The sequence below is a fragment of the Streptomyces inusitatus genome, assembly GCF_014651115.1.
GTDB lineage: Bacteria > Actinomycetota > Actinomycetes > Streptomycetales > Streptomycetaceae > Streptomyces > Streptomyces amakusaensis.
In genome coordinates, this window is sequence record NZ_BMWG01000001.1 from 285,831 (window position 1) to 302,957 (window position 17,127).

Genomic DNA, 17,127 nt, shown 5'->3' on the forward strand with positions numbered 1-17,127 from the left:
TGTCCTTAATTCGATTTGTCACCAAGCAAGCTGGGCGATCTCCTCGGCGACCACCGCGCAGGCGTCCGCCGCCGGGTCGATCAGCGCGAAGTGCCCGATCTCCTCCAGCAGGGTCAGCCCGACGGTCTCCCCGGCCCTGGCGGCGGCGTCGACGAACGACTCGGCGAGCGTGTGCGGCACGGTGATGTCCGCCCGCCCCTGCACCAGGGTGGTGGCGATCCCGGTGGGCAGCAGCACGGCCGGGTCGCTGTGCGCCCGCCGCTCGGCGAGGAGTTCGTCGCCGCCGCCCTCCCCGACCAGGAACTGGCGCACCGCGCCCGCGCACCCGTCCAGCTCCACCGCGAGCGCCAGATCGGCGAGCGGGGCGAGCGCGACCACCCCGCGCAGCGGCGGCGGCTCGGGCAGCCGCCAGGGGGACCCGGCGGGCAGCACATGCCGGGCGGCGGCCCACAGCGCGAGCTGCCCGCCCGCCGAGTGGCCGGTCAGCACGGTCCGCCCGGCGTCGGCCGACGGCAGCGCGTCGCGGGCGAGCGCGGGCAGCGCGTCCAGCACGGCGGCCACATCGTCGAAGGTCTCCGGCCAGCGCCCGGCGACCGGCCCGGCCCCGCCCTGCTGGGGCAGGTCCCGGCCGCGCCGGTACTCGACATTGGCGACCGCGAGACCCCGCCGGGCGAGGAAGTCCGCGAACGGGGTGACATGCCGCCGGTCGTACCGGGCCCGCCAGGCCCCGCCGTGCAGCAGGACGACGAGCGGCACACCCTCCCGGCCGTCGCGCGGCGCGTAGAAGTCGACGATCTGATCGGGATGATCGCCGTACGCGATGGTGGCGTCCGGAGCCACCGCCGGGTGCGAGAAGACCGACTCGGCCTCGGCGGTGTCACGGGCGACAGGGTCCGGCATGCGGGCTCAACCTTCCCGGGGAGTCGCGGAATTGACCGCGGGCCCCGGAAGGGCGACCCGCGGAAATGATCTGATCAGCGGGGACGCTATCAGTACCCCCCGCCGACCGATCTCAATCCCGCGTCAGGCCCGCGGCACTTCGGCGAGCACCTCCCCGAGCGCCGCCGCCGCCCGCCGGACGTCCTCGAATCCGGTGTACAGCGGTGTGAACCCAAAACGCAGCACGTCGGGCCCGCGCAGATCCCCGACGACCCCCCGCCCGGCGAGCCGGTCCATGACGGCGGGAGCCTCGGCGCAGCGCAGCGCGATCTGGCTGCCCCGGGCCTCGTGCGCGACCGGAGTCAGTGAACTCACCCTGGAATCAACGCCGTTGAGACCGCCCTCCGCATACGTCTCGGCGCACCGGAGGAAGAAGTCGGTCAGGGCCAGACTCTTCGCCCGTACGGAGTCCATGTCGACCCCCTCCCAGACGTCCAGCGCCGCGTCCAGCGCCAGCAGGGAGAGGATGTCCGGCGTCCCCACCCGCCCGCGCGCCGCGCCGCCGGCCGGGGTGTAGCGGTGGTCCATCGCGAACGGGTCCGCGTGGGAGTTCCACCCCGGCAGCGGGGACTCGAACGCCTCCTGGTGGCGCTCGGCGACGTACAGATACGCGGGTGAACCGGGCCCGCCGTTCAGATACTTGTAGGTGCAGCCCACCGCGAGATCGACCCCGTGGGCGTCCAGGTCGACGGGCAGCGCGCCCGCGCTGTGGCACAGGTCCCAGACGGCGATCGCGCCCGCCTCGTGGACGGCGGCGGTCAGCGCGGGCAGATCGTGGAGCCGGCCGCTGCGGTAGTCCACATGGTTGAGGAGGACGACGGCGGTGGCCGGGCCGAGCGCGGCGGACAGCTCCCGGGGGTCGGCGTGGACGATCCGGCGGCCCGTCAGCCGGGCCGCCGACTCGGCGACATAGCCGTCCGTGGGGAAGGTGGCGGCGTCCACCACGATGTCCGTACGGCTCTCGTCCGCGCTCAGCCGGACCCCGGCGACCACGGCCTTGAACACATTGACGCTGGTGGAGTCCCCGACCACGATCTGTCCCGGCCCCGCCCCGACCAGCGGCGCGATCCGGTCGCCGATCCGCTCGGGCGCGTCCCACCAGCCGCTCTCGCGCCAGGAGTGGATCCGCAGCTCGCCCCACTGGCGGGCGACGACATCGGCGACCCGGGCGGGGACATGGGCGGGGAGCGCGCCGAGCGAGTTCCCGTCGAGATAGACCCCGCCGTCCAGGACGAACAGCTCGCGCAGCGGGGCGAGCGGATCGGCGGCGTCGAGCGCGGCGGCGTCGCGGACCAGTTCGTCGGTCAGTACTGATTCGTCAGGCTGTGTCATCCGGTGGTCAGACATGGCTGCGGGCCGTCCACAGCTCGGGGAAGACGTTCTTCACGGCGCGCTTCTCCAGCCAGGCCACCCCGGCGGAGCCCCCGGTGCCCGTCTTGGAGCCCATGGCCCGCCGGGTCGCCACCAGATGGTCGTTGCGCCAGCGCCACACCAGCTCGCCGACGTCCGTGAGCGCCTCCCCGAGCCGGATCAGCTCCTCGTGCCGCCCGGGCTCCGCGTATACCCCGGCCCAGATCCGCTCCACGACCGCGTCCGGCTCGTACCTCAGCGCCGGATCGCGCCGCAGCACCTCCTGCGGTACGGGCAGCCCCCGCCGCGACAGCAGGCTCAGCACCTCGTCGTACAGGCTGGGCTCGTGCAGCGCCTTCTCCAGCTCGGCGTGGACCCGGGGCGCGCCCCGGTGCGGCACCAGCATCGACGCGGACTTCTCGCCGAGCAGGAACTCCATCCGCCGGTACATCGCCGACTGGAAGCCCGAGCCCTCGCCGAGCGCGCTCCGGTACGAGTTGAACTGGGCGGGTGTGAGCTGGCCGAGCGGCTTCCAGGAGGCGTTCAGCGCCTCCAGCTCGCGCACAGACCGCTTGAGCGCGTCCACCGCCGCCGGGATCCGGTCCTCGCGCAGGGCGCGCCCGGCGGTCTCCCACTCATGGACGATCACGGTGAACCACAGCTCCATGACCTGGGTGGTGACCAGGAAGACCATCTCGCCCGGGTCCTTCGACCTCGGGTGCTGAAGATGGGTCAGCACATCGGCCTGGACATAGTCCTCGTAGGGCGTGGTCCCCGCGAAGTCCAGATTCGGGGTCGCGTCATGTGACATCGCTGTCTCCTCGACGTGTCCGGGTAGCGGTCCGCCCCTTCCTGTCCGGTGTGGGAGCCCCGGTCCCCGATCGCATCATAAGCCGGGGCCCGTGGCCCCTCCACGCGTCTGCGCGAAAGGGGGCACGGGCCCCGCCGTCCACTCGCCGTCCACCGCTTTCGATCAGCCGAGCGTGGCCGCCGCCGTCTCGGAGGAGTCCCGCAGAAACGTCGAGCACCGCTCGTACTCGGCCTGCTCACCGATGGCCCCGGCGGCCCGCGCCAGCGCGTGCAGCGCCCGCAGGAATCCCCGGTTCGGCTCGTGCTCCCACGGCACGGGCCCGTGGCCCTTCCATCCACTGCGCCGCAGCGCGTCCAGCCCCCGGTGGTACCCGGTGCGGGCGTACGCGTACGACTCCACCACGCTGCCCCGCTCGTACGCCTCGTCCGCGAGCAGCGCCCACGCCAGCGAAGACGTCGGGAACTTGGCGGCGACCTCCGCCGCCGAGGCCCCGGCCGCCAGCAGCTCACGCGGCTCGGCCTCGTCCGGCAGATGCGTGGGCGCCGGTCCCCCCAGAAGATTCTCGTGGATACCCATGCCCCCAGTCTCCCAGGTCCCGCCGGCGATCCCGCGCGCCTCACACCTTCTCCAGGGGCGGCGCCCCCACCCCGCAGTTCACCCTGCACTCCGGGCGCGGACCCGCCCGCTCCGGCCGCCGTACCCACCCGGCCGCGATCAGGGCCCCCAGTACCAGCACCCCCGCGCACATCGGCATAGCCCGCTTGAACGTCGCGCCGAACTCGGCCGCCGAGCGGTACGCCTCCGGGCCCATGCCGGCCAGCAGCGGCAGGGCCGCCACCGCGAGGAGGCCCGCCGCGCGGGCCGCCGCGTTGTTGACCCCGCTGGCGATGCCGGCGCGGGCGGTGTCCACGGACGCGAGGACGGTCGCGGTGAGCGGGGCGACCAGGGTCACCATGCCCAGGCCCATCACCAGCAGCGCGGGCAGGACGTCCGCCACGTACGAGGGGCGCTCCCCCACCCGCAGCATCAGCAGCATCCCGGCGGCGCACAGCAGCGGCCCCACGGTCAGCGGGATGCGGGGCCCGATGCGCTCCGCGAGCGCGCCCGAGCGGGCCGAGAAGAGCAGCATCAGCACGGTGGTCGGCAGCAGCGCCACCCCGGCCTGGAGCGGGGAGTAGCCGGAGACCACCTGGAGCTGGAGCGCCACCAGGAAGAAGAAGCCGCCGAACGCCGCGTACACACAGAGTGTCACCAGATTGACGGCGGTGAACAGCCGCGAACGGAAGATCGACAGCGGCAGCATCGGATCCGGCCGCCGCCGCTCCACCGCGACGAACGCCACCCCGACCACCACCCCCGCCGCCCCCGCCCACCAGGCGGGCGCGATCAGCGCGTAGGTGACCAGCGTCAGCGCCGCCGCGCCGAGGACCGCGCCGAGGACGTCGAAGCCCTTGCCGTGCGCCCGGGGATCCCTCGACTCCGGTACGTGACGCAGTGCGACCGGCACACAGAGCGCCGCGAGCGGCACATTGATCAGGAAGACCCACCGCCACCCCGGCCCGTCGACCAGCCACCCCCCGACGAACGGCCCGACCGCCGCCCCGACCCCGCCAAGACCAGACCAGAGCCCGACCGCCCGCGCCCGGTCGTCCGGATGGAAACTCGCCTGGATCAGCGCCAGCGACCCCGGCGTGAGCAGCGCCCCGCCGATCCCCTGAAAGGCCCGCGCCAGCACCAGCGTCTCCCCGCTCGGCGCGATCCCGCACAGCAGCGACCCGACCGCGAACCACACCACCCCGACGACGAACACCTTCCGCCGCCCGTACCGGTCGCCGAGCGCCCCGCCCAGCAGGATCAGCCCGGCCAGGGAGAGCATGTACGCGTTCACGGTCCACTGGAGGACCGCCATGTCCGCGTTGAGATCCTCGCCGATGCGCGGCAGCGCCACATTCACGACGGTCGAGTCCAGCATCGCCATCGTCGACCCGAGCACGGTGGTGAGCACCACCCACCGGCCGGTCGCCGTACCAAGCCTGATCTCCCCAGGACGGTCATCCATACCGGGATCATCCCCCCGGGACCGGCTCCCCACGAGTGGGCGGGGCCCGGCTCAGACGCCGAGCAGCTCCGAGACGTCGAGAGTGATCTCCGCTGTGCCCTCGGCCCCGACGGAGGCGGGGAGGGTGATCCGCTGGCCCGGGGCGAACACCTGGTGGTTCTCGTAGACGACGCCCACCGGGTCGGTCAGGACATGGATCCGGCCGTGCTTGCGGTTGACGATCAAGTAGACCGGGATCTTGGCCTCGGCGTAGGCGTTGACTTTGCCGCGGAGATCGTTGTTGTAGTTGCTCGACGTCACTTCCACGACGAGGTGAACAATCACCGGGTCGAAGCATCCGTGCTCAACGACATGATCACGGAAGTCTGCGTCCACCACGGCGAGATCAGGGATGGCGTAGTCCGACGGCCCGCTCGGCAGCCAGATGCCGACGCTTTGATGCACCCTGGTCTCTTTGCCGTGCAGCCCGGCGGCGATAAAAGGGACCATGAGGTCCGTCAAGATATCGGCGTGATCGCCGTCCGCAGATGGGGACACGGTGATGATGCCTCCGATGATCTCGACGCGATGCCCCTCCTCCATGAGACGGTCCGCCGCCTCAAGGAGGGACTCGGGCTCGCTGTCACAGGGGTGCTCGACTGCTGCGGCAGACATATGAACCTCCTGATGGCTGATGTCGAGAACATCATCGTAGGACGGCGGGCCCGTATGTGTCCCACAGCGACTCGTCCACCCGTACGAGTGAGGCCCGGCGTCCACCAGGGACACCGGGCCTCATCAGGGGCGATCTGCGCGACTACTTCAGCTTGGTGCCCGCCGAGCGCAGCGCGCCGCACGCCTCGGTGACGCGGACGGCCATGCCGGCCTCGGCGAGCTTGCCCCAGGTGCGGGGGTCGTAGGTCTTCTTGTCGCCGACCTCGCCGTCGACCTTGAGGACGCGGTCGTAGTTGGTGAACATGTGGGCGGCGACGGGACGCGTGAAGGCGTACTGGGTGTCGGTGTCGAGGTTCATCTTCACGACGCCGTTCTCCAGCGCGGTGGCGATCTCCTCGGCGGTGGAGCCGGAGCCGCCGTGGAAGACGAAGTCGAACGGGTCGGCCTTGCCGTACCGCTCGCTCACGCCCTGCTGGAGGTCCTTGAGCAGCTCCGGGCGGAGGACGACATTGCCCGGCTTGTAGACGCCGTGGACGTTGCCGAAGGAGGCGGCCAGCAGGTAGCGGCCCTTCTCGCCCAGGCCGAGGGCCTCGGCGGTGCGCAGGGCGTCGTCGACGGTGGTGTACAGCTCGTCGTTGATCTCGTGCGTGACACCGTCCTCCTCGCCGCCGGTCGGGGTGATCTCGACCTCAAGGATGATCTTGGCGGCGGCGGCCTGCGCCAGCAGCTCCTGGCCGATGGAGAGGTTGTCGGCGAGGTTCTCGGCGGAACCGTCCCACATGTGGGACTGGAAGAGCGGGTTCTCACCACGGGCGACGCGCTCGGCGGAGACCGCGAGCAGCGGGCGGACATAGCCGTCCAGCTTGTCCTTGGGGCAGTGGTCCGTGTGGAGCGCGACGGTGATGTCGTACTTGGCGGCGACGATATGTGCGAACTCGGCCAGGGCGACCGCGCCGGTGACCATGTCCTTGCTGTACTGGCCGCCCAGGAACTCGGCTCCGCCGGTGGAGATCTGGATGATGCCGTCGCTCTCGGCCTCCGCGAAGCCGCGCAGCGCCGCGTGGAGGGTCTGGGAGGAGGTCACGTTGATGGCCGGGTAGGCGAACTTTCCTGCCTTCGCCCGGTCGAGCATCTCGTTGTAGACCTCGGGGGTTGCGATGGGCATGTCCGCTCCTTGTTATGTGCGGTGTGCGATAGGTACTGGCCCTGACCTTGGGGCGACGTCATCGTCAGCCCTCATCTTTCCAGACTCGGCCCAGGACTCCACCACGGCCGGTCCCCCGCCGTGCGCACGGAGCGCCGAACAAGCCCCCGACCTTGCGTCACCGCAGGTCAGGGGCTTGTCAGGGTCAAAGGAGCCTCAGGAAGGCCCCAGGGGGCTCAGGAGAGACCCAGCTCGTCCAGGGAGTACGCGTACAGATACGGCACCCCCGCCGTCTCGCTGATCTTCTCCCCGGCGCCGGTGGCCCGGTCCACGATCGTCGCGACCGCGACGACCACACCGCCGGCCGCGCGCACGGCCTCGACGGCGGTGAGCGGGGAGCCGCCGGTGGTGGAGGTGTCCTCCACGACCAGGCAGCGGCGGCCCTTGATGTCCGGGCCCTCCACCTGGCGCTGCATGCCGTGGGCCTTGGCGGCCTTGCGTACGACGAAGGCGCCCACCCGGCGGCCGCGCGCGGCCGCCGCGTGCAGGACCGAGGTCGCCACCGGGTCGGCGCCGAGGGTGAGCCCGCCGACGCAGTCGTAGTCGAGATCGGCGGTCAGCTCGCTCATGACCTCGCCGACCAGCGGAGCAGCCGCGCCGTCGAGCGTGATCCGGCGCAGATCCACGTAGTAGTCGGCCTCAAGACCCGAGGAGAGGGTCACCTTGCCGTGCACCACGGCCTTGTCCTTGATCTGCTGGAGCAGCTCAGCGCGTACATCACTCATGGCTCCGAGCTTAGGGCCTCTCGTTTCACAGCCGACGCCAGCTCCAGGTGGTGGAGATCTCCAGCGGGTCGATCGGGGTGACGAGACGCGGCAGGGTGTTGAGGCCGTTCGGCGGGCCGGACTGGGGTTCCACACAGACCGCCTCGGCCTGCTCGTCGTAGATCACGACCCACTCGGCGCGGCTGGTGACGGTCAGCTCCAGCAGCCCGGGCCAGGTGAGGGTGACCGCGACCCCGTCGGGCATGCCGAAGCAGTCGTCCCAGGGGCCCTGGAGCGGCGGGATCCGCCGGCCGGTCGGCAGATGGTCCTCGCCCCGCTCCTCCTGCCACTGCGGCTCGAAGGCGATCTCCGCCGGGCCGCCGCTGCCGAGGTCGCGCCGGAACCAGGGGTGCCAGCCCGCCTGGGCGGGGAAGGAGTCGCCGTGGGTCTCGACGCCCAGGGTGAGGGTGAGCGAGTCCTCCGCCAGCTCGAAGAGCTGGGTGACGCGCCCGCTGTACGGCCAGGGCTCGCCGAGCTCCCGGGTGAAGGCCGCCTCGGCCGGGCCGCTGCGGGCGGTACGCCAGGGGAGGTCGCGGACGGTGCCGTGGATGGCGTGCGGTGCGGCGTTCAGCGGCAGTTGATGGACCACACCACCGTTGCGGAACCGCCCGTTCTCGGTCCGGCCGCACCAGGGGGCCATCGGGAAGGAGCCGTACCGCTCGCCCTGGCGCAGCAGTTCGACACCGCCGACGGTCAGGCTCTCGATCCGGCAGCCGGCTTTCGGATTCACGGTCAACTCGACGTCGGACGCGGCCAGACGGACGTTCTCTTCGCTGCTGCTCACCCCACGACAGTACTGGTACGGGTGATCATTTCCGGCGGCGCAGCGCCCGGCCGACGACGACGGCCGAGGCGAGGGCGAGGGCGGCGGCGGGCGCGACCCAGCGCAGCGGCAGTCCGGTGGCGGTCGCGTCGGGCGCGGGGACGGGGGCGTAACGGCCGCGCGGCGGGGCGTGGTCGACCTCTTCGGCGCTGCGTCCGATCATGGTGCGGCGGGCGTGAGCGGCCTCGGCCGGCAGTGCCTCCGGCAGTTCCTCGGGCAGCTCGTCGGAGCTCTTGGAGAGGTCCGCCAGGTCCGCCAGCTCCTCCAGGCCGTCCAGGCCGTCCAGCTCGGAGACGTCGTCGAACCCGTCGGCGTGGGCGTCGGCGTGGGCGTTGGCTCCGGCCTCGGCGGAGAGCGAGGACGGCGGTACGGGGGTGTCGAAGACGGAGGCCGTCCCGGCATCCCCGTCCCCGTCCCTGTCCTCGTCCTCGTCCTCGTCCTCGTCCTCGCCGGTGATGCCGAGCCGTTCGGCGTCCGCGCCGCTCACCGGCCCAGGCCCCTCGAAGCCGGGCGGTTCGGCGTCCCCGGCGGTCTCCTCTGCGGCCTCCTCGGCGAGCCGCTCGCCGAGCCGGTCGAGGAGCCGGTGGGCGGTCTCTTCCCGGGCCTCGTCCGACAGCTCGGCGAGCCGCCCGGCCGGTTCGGCGGAGCCGGTGACGCTCAGATTCGTACCGCCGTCGGCCTCCGTGAGACGGATCGTCAGCGTCACCCGTACCGTGCCGCCGCCGCGCGCCTCCGTGCCCTCGCCCTCGGCGGTGAAGCCGCCGTCGTGCTCCAGCAGGCGCAGAGCGCCCCGGTAGGTGATCGAGTGGCCGCCGACGCGGACCTTGAGCCGGCCGGAGAGCGGGCCCGCCGTGTCGTCGGCGTCCTGTTGCAGCCCGTGGACGCAGCGGGCGACCCGCACGGGGTCCCTGAGCACCTGTCGGACGGTCTCAGCCGGTACCGGAACGAACACCTCATGGTCCATGGGGATCGAGCGTACCCAGCGGGCCCGCGCACGTCTGCGTCTGCGCCGCCCGTGTACCCGTGTATCAGTCCGGATAGCGCGGCTGGACCAGGGTCGAGGGCCGCAGCCCCCGCACCCTGGTGCGCTCCGCGCCCCAGCCGTTCGCGGCGAGGGAGGCCCGGGTCAGCGTCCGGGGCGGGGGGCCGTCGGGGTCGAGGCCGAGCGGGGGGCGCGAGCCGCGCGCGGCGAGCAGGAAGCCCCAGTCGCCCGGGGTCGCGGGCTCGCCCGCCGCGCGGCTGTCCGTGCCGCCGGCGGGCCCGGAGCCCCGGCCGGTGACCCGGTAGGGGCTGGTGCCGAACCCGGCGGCGCGCAGGGTGGCGTCCACCGTCCAGTAGGTGCGCGGGCGGGAGCCCGACGGTCCGGCGTGCACCGCGAGCCGGCCGCCGTCGGCGAGCGCGGCGGTGATCAGCCCGTAGAACTCCTGCGAGTAGAACTTGGCGCTCTGGGTGATCCCGGGGTCGGGCAGGTCCACGATCACCACGTCCCAGAGGCCGCGCGGGGCGCGCAGCCAGCTGAAGGCGTCGGCGGTCACCACCCGCGTCCGGTGGTCGTGGTGGGCCCGCCGGTTGAGCGCGGCGAGCGCCGGGTCGGAGCGGGCGAGGCGGACGACGCCCGGGTCCAGCTCCACGACGGTCACCGAGGCGGTGTCGGGGTAGCGCAGCGCCTCGCGGGCGGCGAGTCCGTCGCCGCCGCCGAGGATCAGCACCCGCTCGTGCCGGCCGAGCATCGCCGGGTGGACGAGGGCCTCGTGGTAGCGGCGCTCGTCGCGGGAGCTGACCCAGAGCCGGCCGTCGAGGAAGAGGTCGAGCGGGCCCTCCCGGTCGCCGGTGATCACCACTTCCTGGACCTCGGTCTGGACGGCGACCCGCACGCGGTCCCCGTAGACCGCCGCGCGCGCGGCCCGCTCGAAGTCGTCCACGAGGACGGTGGCGGTGCCCAGCACGGCGAGGACGGCCGCGTTGGCGACGATCAGCCAGGCGCGGGAGCGCCGGGTGAGGTCGCGGCGGAAGAGCCAGAGGACGAGCAGTCCGCCCGCGACGGCGTTGACCGCGCCGGTCAGCAGTCCGCTGGTGAGCTGGCCGAGCCAGGGCAGCAGCAGAAAGGGGAAGGCGAGCCCGCCGACGAGCGCGCCCACGTAGTCGGCGGCGAAGAGATCGGCGACCGTGCCCTCGACGTCCTGCCGGGAGACGCGCTGGATCAGGGACATCAGCAGCGGCAGCTCGGCCCCGATGAGCACCCCGATGATGAGCGCGAAGGCGACAAGGACGGTCTGGGACTCGCCCACCCAGGCGAAGGAGGCGTACAGCGCCATCGCCGAGCAGCCGCCGATCAGCGCCAGCGACAGCTCCAGCAGCCCGAAGCCGACGGCGGCCCGGCAGCGCAGCCGCTTGGCCAGCAGCGAGCCGACGCCCATGGCGAAGACCATCACCGACAGCACGACGGAGGCCTGGGTGACCGAGTCGCCGATGAGATAGGAGGCGAGGGCGACGAGCTCCAGCTCGTACACCAGTCCACAGGCCGCGCAGACGAAGACGACCAGCAGCACGAGGAACCGGCCCGCCGCCGGGCGTACCGGCAACCGCACCGGGCCCGGGGGCGGTGACAGTTGCTCCGTACGGTCGATCATGCAGTAACGCTACGTCACGTTTGGCGCGCGAACTGTCACCCACACGTGTGCACCTGCGCCACGGCGTACGGACCGGTCCCGGGGGCGGTCCCGGGACCGGTCCGATCCGGTCCGGCTCTACAGCGCGACGGGCTGCGGCAGCCGTCTGACCCGCTGCTGCACCCGGGACACGGCCCCGACGCGGGTACGGGTGACGACGAGTCGCCCCTCCTGCGGATAGGCGTGCCAGGTGCGCCAGCGCACCTGGCCCTCCTGCCACTGCGCCATCATCGCGGTGAAGGCGTGCGGCGAGCCGGGGAAGGTTCCGGCGAGGGAGTTGGGGTGATCGGCGACCAGCGCGAGGAGTTCCTGCGCGCGCCCGGCGAACGAGCCCTCGGAGAGGGTCTCGACGCGGGCGGCGAATTCGTACTCCCAGTCGCCGAGTCTCTTGGCCACGCCCAGGGGCAGCGGGGTGCTGCTGCCGGGCATGCAGGCGACGGTCTCGGAGCAGCTGCCCCGGTCCTCCTCAAGGAGCACTTGGTGGGAGGCGCCGAGCAGTCTGAGCTGGAGCTTGGCTCCGGAGAGCTCCAGATCGAGGACGGCCAGGGCGGGAAGCGGCTCCCGCCCGAGCGCCCAGGCGAGGTCGTCGGCACGGGTGTCGGTGTAGGCGGTACTGAGGGTTGTGAGCATGGGTCGGCTCCGCAAACACGCTTCGGCGGTGGATACGTGAACCTGAGGCGCCCCTGAGCGGGCGTGCATGAAGGTGGGGGACCGCCGACTCGGGGCCGGAAGGCCGGCCCGAGGGCTTGGTGGTTCCAACAGGTTCCGTCAACGACTGAATCATGAAGTACGCGGCGCTCGCAGTGTTTTTACCCAACTTGAAGGGGTTTCCATCCCCTAGGGGGTCTTGCGGTTCAACTGTTCAACAAAATGCCCCGGGAAAACCCGGTTAATGCGGGTCCGGGTGGATCAGAACGCAAGAAAAGAGGCATCCGGCGGAAAACTCCCGCCGGATGCCTCACCCCCCGGTCACGGACCCGCCGCGGACCAGCTACCCCGTGTCAGCTGCCTCCGCCGCATCCGCCCCCGCCTCCGCCGCCGCAGCTACTGCTGCTGCCGCCGCCGTCGGACGACGAACCGTCACCGCCCCACCAGGAGCCGCCGGAGGAGCTGCCCCCCGAGTGGTCGCCGCCGCCCACGGACGCCGGCGTGCCGTCGCTCCCGTGATACCTCCTCCTGGAGTGCGCGGAGACATACCGAGTGCGGCGACCGCCGAACCCTCTCCTCGCCACAATGAGCATGAAGCCCACAAAGACTACGAACAACAGAAAGCCGACGAAAGCATCCATAGCTCCCCCGTTCCTTCATTCCCCCGAAGCGAGCCCCTCGCGTCATTGCGTGACCGCTTCTCGCCACATTGATCGGTACCTCGATATTGCCTCATCCGTCTCTTACGAGCCGTACGAGCCGTGCACCATTCCCGCGCTTTCCCGCGTGAGAGGGGGATGCCCCCCGCGCCACCGAGCCAAAGCAGACTTGAGCAAGTCCAGAGCTTCGGCCCAGGATGGCCGCATGGCGACCATGGACACACCCCCGCCCGGCTCCCCGCCGGGCCCCCCGGCAAGCCCCCGGCCACTGCTCAACCGCAGGCTGGCCGAGTTCGGCACCACGATCTTCGCGGAGATGTCGGCGCTGGCCGCCGCGACCGGCTCGATCAATCTCGGACAGGGGTTCCCCGACACCGACGGCCCCGAGGAGATCCGCGAGGCCGCGGTGCGCGCACTGCGCGACGGCCGGGGCAATCAGTACCCGCCAGGCCCCGGCGTCCCCGAGCTGCGCACCGCCGTCGCCGAGCACCAGCGGCGGTTCCACGGGCTCTCCTTCGACCCGGACACCGAGGTCCTGATCACCGCCGGCGCGACCGAGGCGATCGCGGCTGCCCTGCTCGCCCTGGTCGAGCCCGGCGACGAGGTGATCGCCCTGGAGCCGTACTACGACTCGTACGCCGCCTGCATCGCCATGGCCGGCGGCCGGCGCGTACCGGTCACCCTGCGCCCGGTGGACGGCGTCTACCGCCTCGACCTGGACGAACTCCGGGACGCGGTGACCGACCGCACCCGGCTGATCCTGCTGAACACCCCTCACAACCCCACCGGGACGGTCCTCGGCCGCGAGCAGCTCGCCGCCATCGCCGAACTCGCCGTCGAACGGGATCTCCTGGTCGTCTCGGACGAGGTGTACGAGCATCTCGTCTTCGACGGCGAACATCTCCCGATCGCCTCCTTCCCCGGCATGCGCGAGCGCACGATCACCATCAGCAGCGCCGGGAAGACCTTCTCCTTCACCGGCTGGAAGGTCGGCTGGATCACCGCCGCCCCCGCGCTGGTCTCGGCGGTCCGCTCGGCCAAGCAGTACCTCACATACGTCAGCGCGGGCCCGTTCCAGTACGCGATCGCCGAGGCCCTGCGCCTGCCGGACTCGTACTTCGACGGCCTCCGCGACGAACTGCGGGCCAAACGCGATCTGCTGAGCACCGGCCTCACGGACGCCGGCTTCGCCGTCTACCGCCCGGCCGGCACCTACTTCGTCACCACCGACATCCGGCCACTGGGCGAGAGCGACGGCTTCGCCTTCTGCCGCACCCTGCCCGAGCGGTGCGGGGTGGTGACGATCCCCAACGCGGTCTTCTACGACCACCGCGAACAGGGAGCGCCCTTTGTCCGATTCGCTTTCTGCAAGCGGGAGTCTGTGCTGAAGGAAGCGGTCGAAAGGCTGTCCAAGCTGCGGAGATGATCCCCGTCGGCCTGCGACGGGGAAACGGCGGACGAGCAGAGCGGTTCAGTCTCCTGGGCTCAGCCCCAGGTGAGGCGCTGCCCGTCCGCCCCGACGCGGAGGCGCAGGCTCTCAGCGGGCGGGGAGCCCGCTTCCCTCCACCGACTCACCTCCGCCGCGATGTCGTCCCACAGCCGCACCGGCCCGCCCTGCCGGGCGCACCACGAGCCGGCTTCCTCGTAGACGGCGGCCCAGGCCCCCGCTTCCACATCGATGACGACATGTTCGTTGCGGCCGTTCCGCAGTAACGTGAAGCGCTGAGCCCGGGGAGCCGCGAACTGCGCGACGAACCGCGTGGTCCAGTCGTCCAGCTCATCGCCGCCCAGATCCGTCGGAGCCGCCTTCTCGGAGTCGAGATCCGGCAGCATCCCCAGCGCCGGAGGCATCTGGGGCCGGGCGAGCATGAACGAGACCTTCCCGCCAAGGACCGGACCGCTTGCCGTCCCGTCCTCCTTCACGGTCAGCCGGACGAGTTCGGAAGCATTCATCCACCCACCCACAGTGGCCACGATCTTGCCGCCGGGGCGAGTCTGGGCGATCCACTCCGCCGGGACCGTCTGAACGCCACAGGTGACGATCACTCGGTCGTACGGAGCGCTCTCCCTGTGTCCGGCCAGACCGTCGCCGACCACAAGGGCGGGCCAGCAGTCCAGCCCCGCGAGCGCCACACCGGCACGTGCGGAGACATCGGCGTCCACCTCCACGGATGTCACGTTGCCGTCCCCCACGACATGGGAGAGCAACCCCGTGGAGTAGCCCGTTCCGGTGCCGATCTCCAACACCTGGGCACCCCGGGTGACCTGAAGCTCTTCGAGCATCCGGACGACGAGTCCCGGGAGCGTCGAAGACGAAGTAGGAGTGTGTGCGATACGCCCCTCCACCTGACGCGGAACCACCGTCCCCGCCACCTGCGTGACCAGCGTGTCATCCTCGTAAACCCGGCCGAGACACGCCGGATCGTCCGCGAGGGACACGGGGCGGTACCACCCGCCGTCTTCGTACGCGAACCACCCTTCGCTGAGGAACGCCTCACGGGGCACCGCCATGACGGCGGCTTCCCACTCCGGGCTCCGCAGATCACCCGACGTGCGAAGGCGCTGGGCGAGATCCGCCCGCAGCGCCTCCGAAGAAACCTTGTCGCTCATCAGTTCTCTCCGTGTTGCAACAGGTCAGCGATGGCCGATGTCAGCGGAAGCCCTGCTTCGTGCTCCAGCCATGCCCACTGCCCGTTGGGGTTGCATTCCAGGAACCACCATTCGTCTTCGGCGGTCAGCGCGAAGTCGAAGGCCCCGAACCTCAGCCCGAAGCCGTCGAGGAAGCGCAAGAGTGCCCCGCGCATCTCGTCCGGGCACTTGATCGGCTCGTAGGTCAGGTGCCGATACTCCGCACGCCAGTCCAGAACTCCGGCCGGGGCCGTGATCCGGGCACAGAAGACCTGATCACCGATGACGACCGCGCGCACGTCAGATGCCTTCGGAACCCGGGCCTGAAACAGGTGCGCGCAAACACTCACCCGGCTGTCGATCTCATCGGGCTCGACAGGCGCGGCCCAGATACCGGCGGGCTGCCCATCAACGTCGTACGCCCCGGCGTGAAGCGGCTTGTAAATCGTCGGCTGTTCCGCCGTGAAGGCTCTGGCTTCGGCCGGTTCGTTGGTGATCAGAGTGGCCGGAACGGTCAGCCCTTCCCGGATCGCCGCAGAGAGCTGGGCGGGCTTGTACTCCGCCCGCGCGATGGCCTGAGGGTGGCTCAGGTAGAGGCACCCGGGCAGAGCCCCCAGGACGCCGCCCAGACCGCGCCGATTCTCCTGAGCGGCGAATCGGGCCGCCTGCCCCTGCCCCCGTGGGGCGAAGACAGAAGGCCGACGGTGGTACAGAGCCCGAACACTCGTGAGGTCCACCGTCCGGTTGCCCGCCGTGAGGTGTCCGCCCCATCCCCCGGATCCAGTGCGGGCCGACAGCACGACGCTCGTCGGGAAGTCCTGTCCAGGGTCGAAGCGGAGAACGGGCACCCGGCGCCGGTTCAGTTCCGCGATGACCAGATCAGCGGTCGCATCCTCTGATTCGGTGGCAACCAGCACCGGGCGTCCGTTCACGCGACTACGCCTGGTCCTGGCTCGCGTCGTGGCCGGAGTCGGCGTCCTGCTTCCCGTCCTTGCTGATCTGGGTGGGCGGGTAGGTGTTGACGGACGTGCCGTGCTTGCCCAGCTCCGCCGGCGTCATCTGCCCGTCCGCGCCGACCCAGCGGCCCGTCTGGGTCTTCGGGTCCATGCCCGAGTACCTCCACGGGGACGGGGTGCCGTTATTGAGCGGGGCCATTCGGTGCATACCCCACGGTGTCGGGGTCGGCTGAGTACCAGTGCTCTGCAAGGTGTCTCCTCGGTCCTGGTGAACATCGCACTTACGACCCGCCCCGGTGGGCACTCGGCCTGTCCGGGGTTGAAGTGGATTCTTCCACCGGGGCGGAAATTGCGGGCCGCCCCTGCCGAAGCCCAGCGGATTTCGGCGGGATGCGGGAGACCCCGTCCCGGTGCCATGAGTCCCCACTGCGGACACCGGGACGGGGAGTGCGCGCGACCTCCGGTCAGCGGTCGCGGGTCCTGTCCTGCACGGGGGTACGGGACAGGGCGCAGCGGGTGCCGGTGGTCGTCGTGGTGTGTTCGTCGAGTCGGTTTCGGGTGACGGGGGTGATGCGTCCGCAGTGGGGTGCGGGGCAGTGGATGGCGGTGACGGCTCCGGTGCGGGGGTCCCGGTGGACGGGGGCGGGGAGCATGGGGGATGTGTGGTGCTCGCGGATGCCGATGCCCCAGCGGGTGAGACGGCCTCCGAGCCAGGGGGCGTGGACGTCGTAGGCACGGGCTATGGACCTGATCGACTCGCCCCGGGCATAGCGCTCGATGACGGCGTCCCGGTCGGCGAGGACACGTTCGCGTGCGGCGGCCTTCTGGGCTTTCGTGCGCCGTGGCACTGCTGCGGTCTCCTTCTGTCTCGGTGGGGGTACGGGTGGGCGGCCCCGGCCGCCCGCGTACGGGCCGGGTGGCGGCCGGGGCCGGGAGCGGATGCCCGCTCCCCTTCCCTCCGGG

At 71.4% G+C, this 17,127-nt stretch carries 17 protein-coding genes; 1 reads left to right on the forward strand and 16 read right to left on the reverse strand.

What is annotated here, in order from left to right; translation table 11 throughout:
- Positions 1 to 18: 18 nt before the first annotated feature.
- The 12 genes from IE247_RS01260 to IE247_RS01315 form a co-directional block, all read right to left on the reverse strand.
- Positions 19 to 900 carry an alpha/beta hydrolase family protein gene (locus tag IE247_RS01260; RefSeq protein WP_190120937.1) on the reverse strand — a complete coding sequence of 294 codons (882 nt, stop codon included), beginning with the start codon at positions 898 to 900 and terminating at the stop codon, positions 19 to 21.
- Positions 901 to 1,023: 123 nt separating this feature from the next.
- Positions 1,024 to 2,271 (reverse strand): kynureninase, encoded by a 1,248-nt coding sequence (gene kynU / locus IE247_RS01265; RefSeq protein ID WP_190120938.1) that lies wholly within the window; start codon positions 2,269 to 2,271, stop codon positions 1,024 to 1,026.
- A 7-nt stretch (positions 2,272 to 2,278) separates the two neighbouring features.
- A complete protein-coding gene (locus tag IE247_RS01270; protein WP_190120939.1) occupies positions 2,279 to 3,100 on the reverse strand; it encodes a tryptophan 2,3-dioxygenase family protein in 822 nt (273 codons plus the stop codon).
- A 162-nt stretch (positions 3,101 to 3,262) separates the two neighbouring features.
- Entirely contained in the window at positions 3,263 to 3,676 is a 414-nt protein-coding gene (locus tag IE247_RS01275; protein WP_190120940.1) for a DUF3151 domain-containing protein, read from the reverse strand.
- A gap of 40 nt (positions 3,677 to 3,716) precedes the next feature.
- The gene (locus IE247_RS01280) at positions 3,717 to 5,159 is read right to left on the reverse strand and encodes an MFS transporter (RefSeq protein ID WP_190120941.1); all 1,443 of its coding nucleotides are present in this window, start codon (positions 5,157 to 5,159) and stop codon (positions 3,717 to 3,719) included.
- A 51-nt stretch (positions 5,160 to 5,210) separates the two neighbouring features.
- On the reverse strand, positions 5,211 to 5,813 hold the full coding sequence (locus tag IE247_RS01285; protein ID WP_190120942.1) for a Uma2 family endonuclease: 603 nt from the start codon (positions 5,811 to 5,813) through the stop codon (positions 5,211 to 5,213).
- Between the two features lie 142 nt (positions 5,814 to 5,955).
- Positions 5,956 to 6,978, reverse strand: coding sequence for a class II fructose-bisphosphate aldolase (gene fbaA, locus IE247_RS01290; protein ID WP_190120943.1), 1,023 nt, complete (start codon positions 6,976 to 6,978; stop codon positions 5,956 to 5,958).
- A 215-nt stretch (positions 6,979 to 7,193) separates the two neighbouring features.
- A complete protein-coding gene (gene pyrE / locus IE247_RS01295) occupies positions 7,194 to 7,742 on the reverse strand; it encodes an orotate phosphoribosyltransferase (RefSeq protein WP_190120944.1) in 549 nt (182 codons plus the stop codon).
- Between the two features lie 25 nt (positions 7,743 to 7,767).
- Entirely contained in the window at positions 7,768 to 8,565 is a 798-nt protein-coding gene (locus IE247_RS01300) for an aldose epimerase family protein (RefSeq protein ID WP_190120945.1), read from the reverse strand.
- Positions 8,566 to 8,590: 25 nt separating this feature from the next.
- Positions 8,591 to 9,568 carry an SRPBCC domain-containing protein gene (locus IE247_RS01305; protein ID WP_190120946.1) on the reverse strand — a complete coding sequence of 326 codons (978 nt, stop codon included), beginning with the start codon at positions 9,566 to 9,568 and terminating at the stop codon, positions 8,591 to 8,593.
- Between the two features lie 64 nt (positions 9,569 to 9,632).
- Positions 9,633 to 11,234 (reverse strand): polyamine aminopropyltransferase, encoded by a 1,602-nt coding sequence (locus IE247_RS01310; RefSeq protein WP_190120947.1) that lies wholly within the window; start codon positions 11,232 to 11,234, stop codon positions 9,633 to 9,635.
- Between the two features lie 117 nt (positions 11,235 to 11,351).
- Positions 11,352 to 11,903, reverse strand: coding sequence for a DUF2617 family protein (locus IE247_RS01315; RefSeq protein ID WP_190120948.1), 552 nt, complete (start codon positions 11,901 to 11,903; stop codon positions 11,352 to 11,354).
- 882 nt (positions 11,904 to 12,785) lie between these two features.
- On the opposite strand from IE247_RS01315, the gene IE247_RS01320 reads away from it, so the two are divergent.
- Positions 12,786 to 14,006, forward strand: a complete 1,221-nt coding sequence (locus IE247_RS01320; RefSeq protein ID WP_190120949.1) for a pyridoxal phosphate-dependent aminotransferase — start codon at positions 12,786 to 12,788, stop codon at positions 14,004 to 14,006.
- Between the two features lie 59 nt (positions 14,007 to 14,065).
- On the opposite strand, the gene tgmC is transcribed toward IE247_RS01320, so the two are convergent.
- The 4 genes from tgmC to IE247_RS01340 form a co-directional block, all read right to left on the reverse strand.
- Positions 14,066 to 15,190, reverse strand: a complete 1,125-nt coding sequence (gene tgmC, locus IE247_RS01325; RefSeq protein ID WP_190120950.1) for an ATP-grasp peptide maturase system methyltransferase — start codon at positions 15,188 to 15,190, stop codon at positions 14,066 to 14,068.
- The gene (tgmB, locus tag IE247_RS01330; RefSeq protein WP_190120951.1) at positions 15,190 to 16,140 is read right to left on the reverse strand and encodes an ATP-grasp ribosomal peptide maturase; all 951 of its coding nucleotides are present in this window, start codon (positions 16,138 to 16,140) and stop codon (positions 15,190 to 15,192) included. Before tgmB ends, tgmC begins: the two co-directional genes overlap by 1 nt.
- 4 nt (positions 16,141 to 16,144) lie before the next feature.
- Entirely contained in the window at positions 16,145 to 16,372 is a 228-nt protein-coding gene (locus IE247_RS01335; RefSeq protein WP_190120952.1) for a putative ATP-grasp-modified RiPP, read from the reverse strand.
- Positions 16,373 to 16,628: 256 nt separating this feature from the next.
- The gene (locus IE247_RS01340) at positions 16,629 to 17,012 is read right to left on the reverse strand and encodes a hypothetical protein (RefSeq protein ID WP_190120953.1); all 384 of its coding nucleotides are present in this window, start codon (positions 17,010 to 17,012) and stop codon (positions 16,629 to 16,631) included.
- Positions 17,013 to 17,127: the final 115 nt, after the last annotated feature.

What these genes read in the sequence shown, in the direction of transcription:
- IE247_RS01275 (WP_190120940.1), bottom strand. Translation starts at nt 3,676, where the DNA reads ATGGGTATCCACGAGAATCTTCTGGGGGGACCGGCGCCCACGCATCTG.
- IE247_RS01335 (WP_190120952.1), bottom strand. Translation starts at nt 16,372, where the DNA reads ATGCACCGAATGGCCCCGCTCAATAACGGCACCCCGTCCCCGTGGAGG.
- IE247_RS01305 (WP_190120946.1), bottom strand. Translation starts at nt 9,568, where the DNA reads ATGGACCATGAGGTGTTCGTTCCGGTACCGGCTGAGACCGTCCGACAG.
- IE247_RS01320 (WP_190120949.1), top strand. Translation starts at nt 12,786, where the DNA reads ATGGCGACCATGGACACACCCCCGCCCGGCTCCCCGCCGGGCCCCCCG.
- IE247_RS01285 (WP_190120942.1), bottom strand. Translation starts at nt 5,813, where the DNA reads ATGTCTGCCGCAGCAGTCGAGCACCCCTGTGACAGCGAGCCCGAGTCC.
- IE247_RS01310 (WP_190120947.1), bottom strand. Translation starts at nt 11,234, where the DNA reads ATGATCGACCGTACGGAGCAACTGTCACCGCCCCCGGGCCCGGTGCGG.
- IE247_RS01280 (WP_190120941.1), bottom strand. Translation starts at nt 5,159, where the DNA reads ATGGATGACCGTCCTGGGGAGATCAGGCTTGGTACGGCGACCGGCCGG.
- fbaA (WP_190120943.1), bottom strand. Translation starts at nt 6,978, where the DNA reads ATGCCCATCGCAACCCCCGAGGTCTACAACGAGATGCTCGACCGGGCG.
- kynU (WP_190120938.1), bottom strand. Translation starts at nt 2,271, where the DNA reads ATGACACAGCCTGACGAATCAGTACTGACCGACGAACTGGTCCGCGAC.
- IE247_RS01270 (WP_190120939.1), bottom strand. Translation starts at nt 3,100, where the DNA reads ATGTCACATGACGCGACCCCGAATCTGGACTTCGCGGGGACCACGCCC.
- tgmC (WP_190120950.1), bottom strand. Translation starts at nt 15,190, where the DNA reads ATGAGCGACAAGGTTTCTTCGGAGGCGCTGCGGGCGGATCTCGCCCAG.
- pyrE (WP_190120944.1), bottom strand. Translation starts at nt 7,742, where the DNA reads ATGAGTGATGTACGCGCTGAGCTGCTCCAGCAGATCAAGGACAAGGCC.
- IE247_RS01315 (WP_190120948.1), bottom strand. Translation starts at nt 11,903, where the DNA reads ATGCTCACAACCCTCAGTACCGCCTACACCGACACCCGTGCCGACGAC.
- IE247_RS01260 (WP_190120937.1), bottom strand. Translation starts at nt 900, where the DNA reads ATGCCGGACCCTGTCGCCCGTGACACCGCCGAGGCCGAGTCGGTCTTC.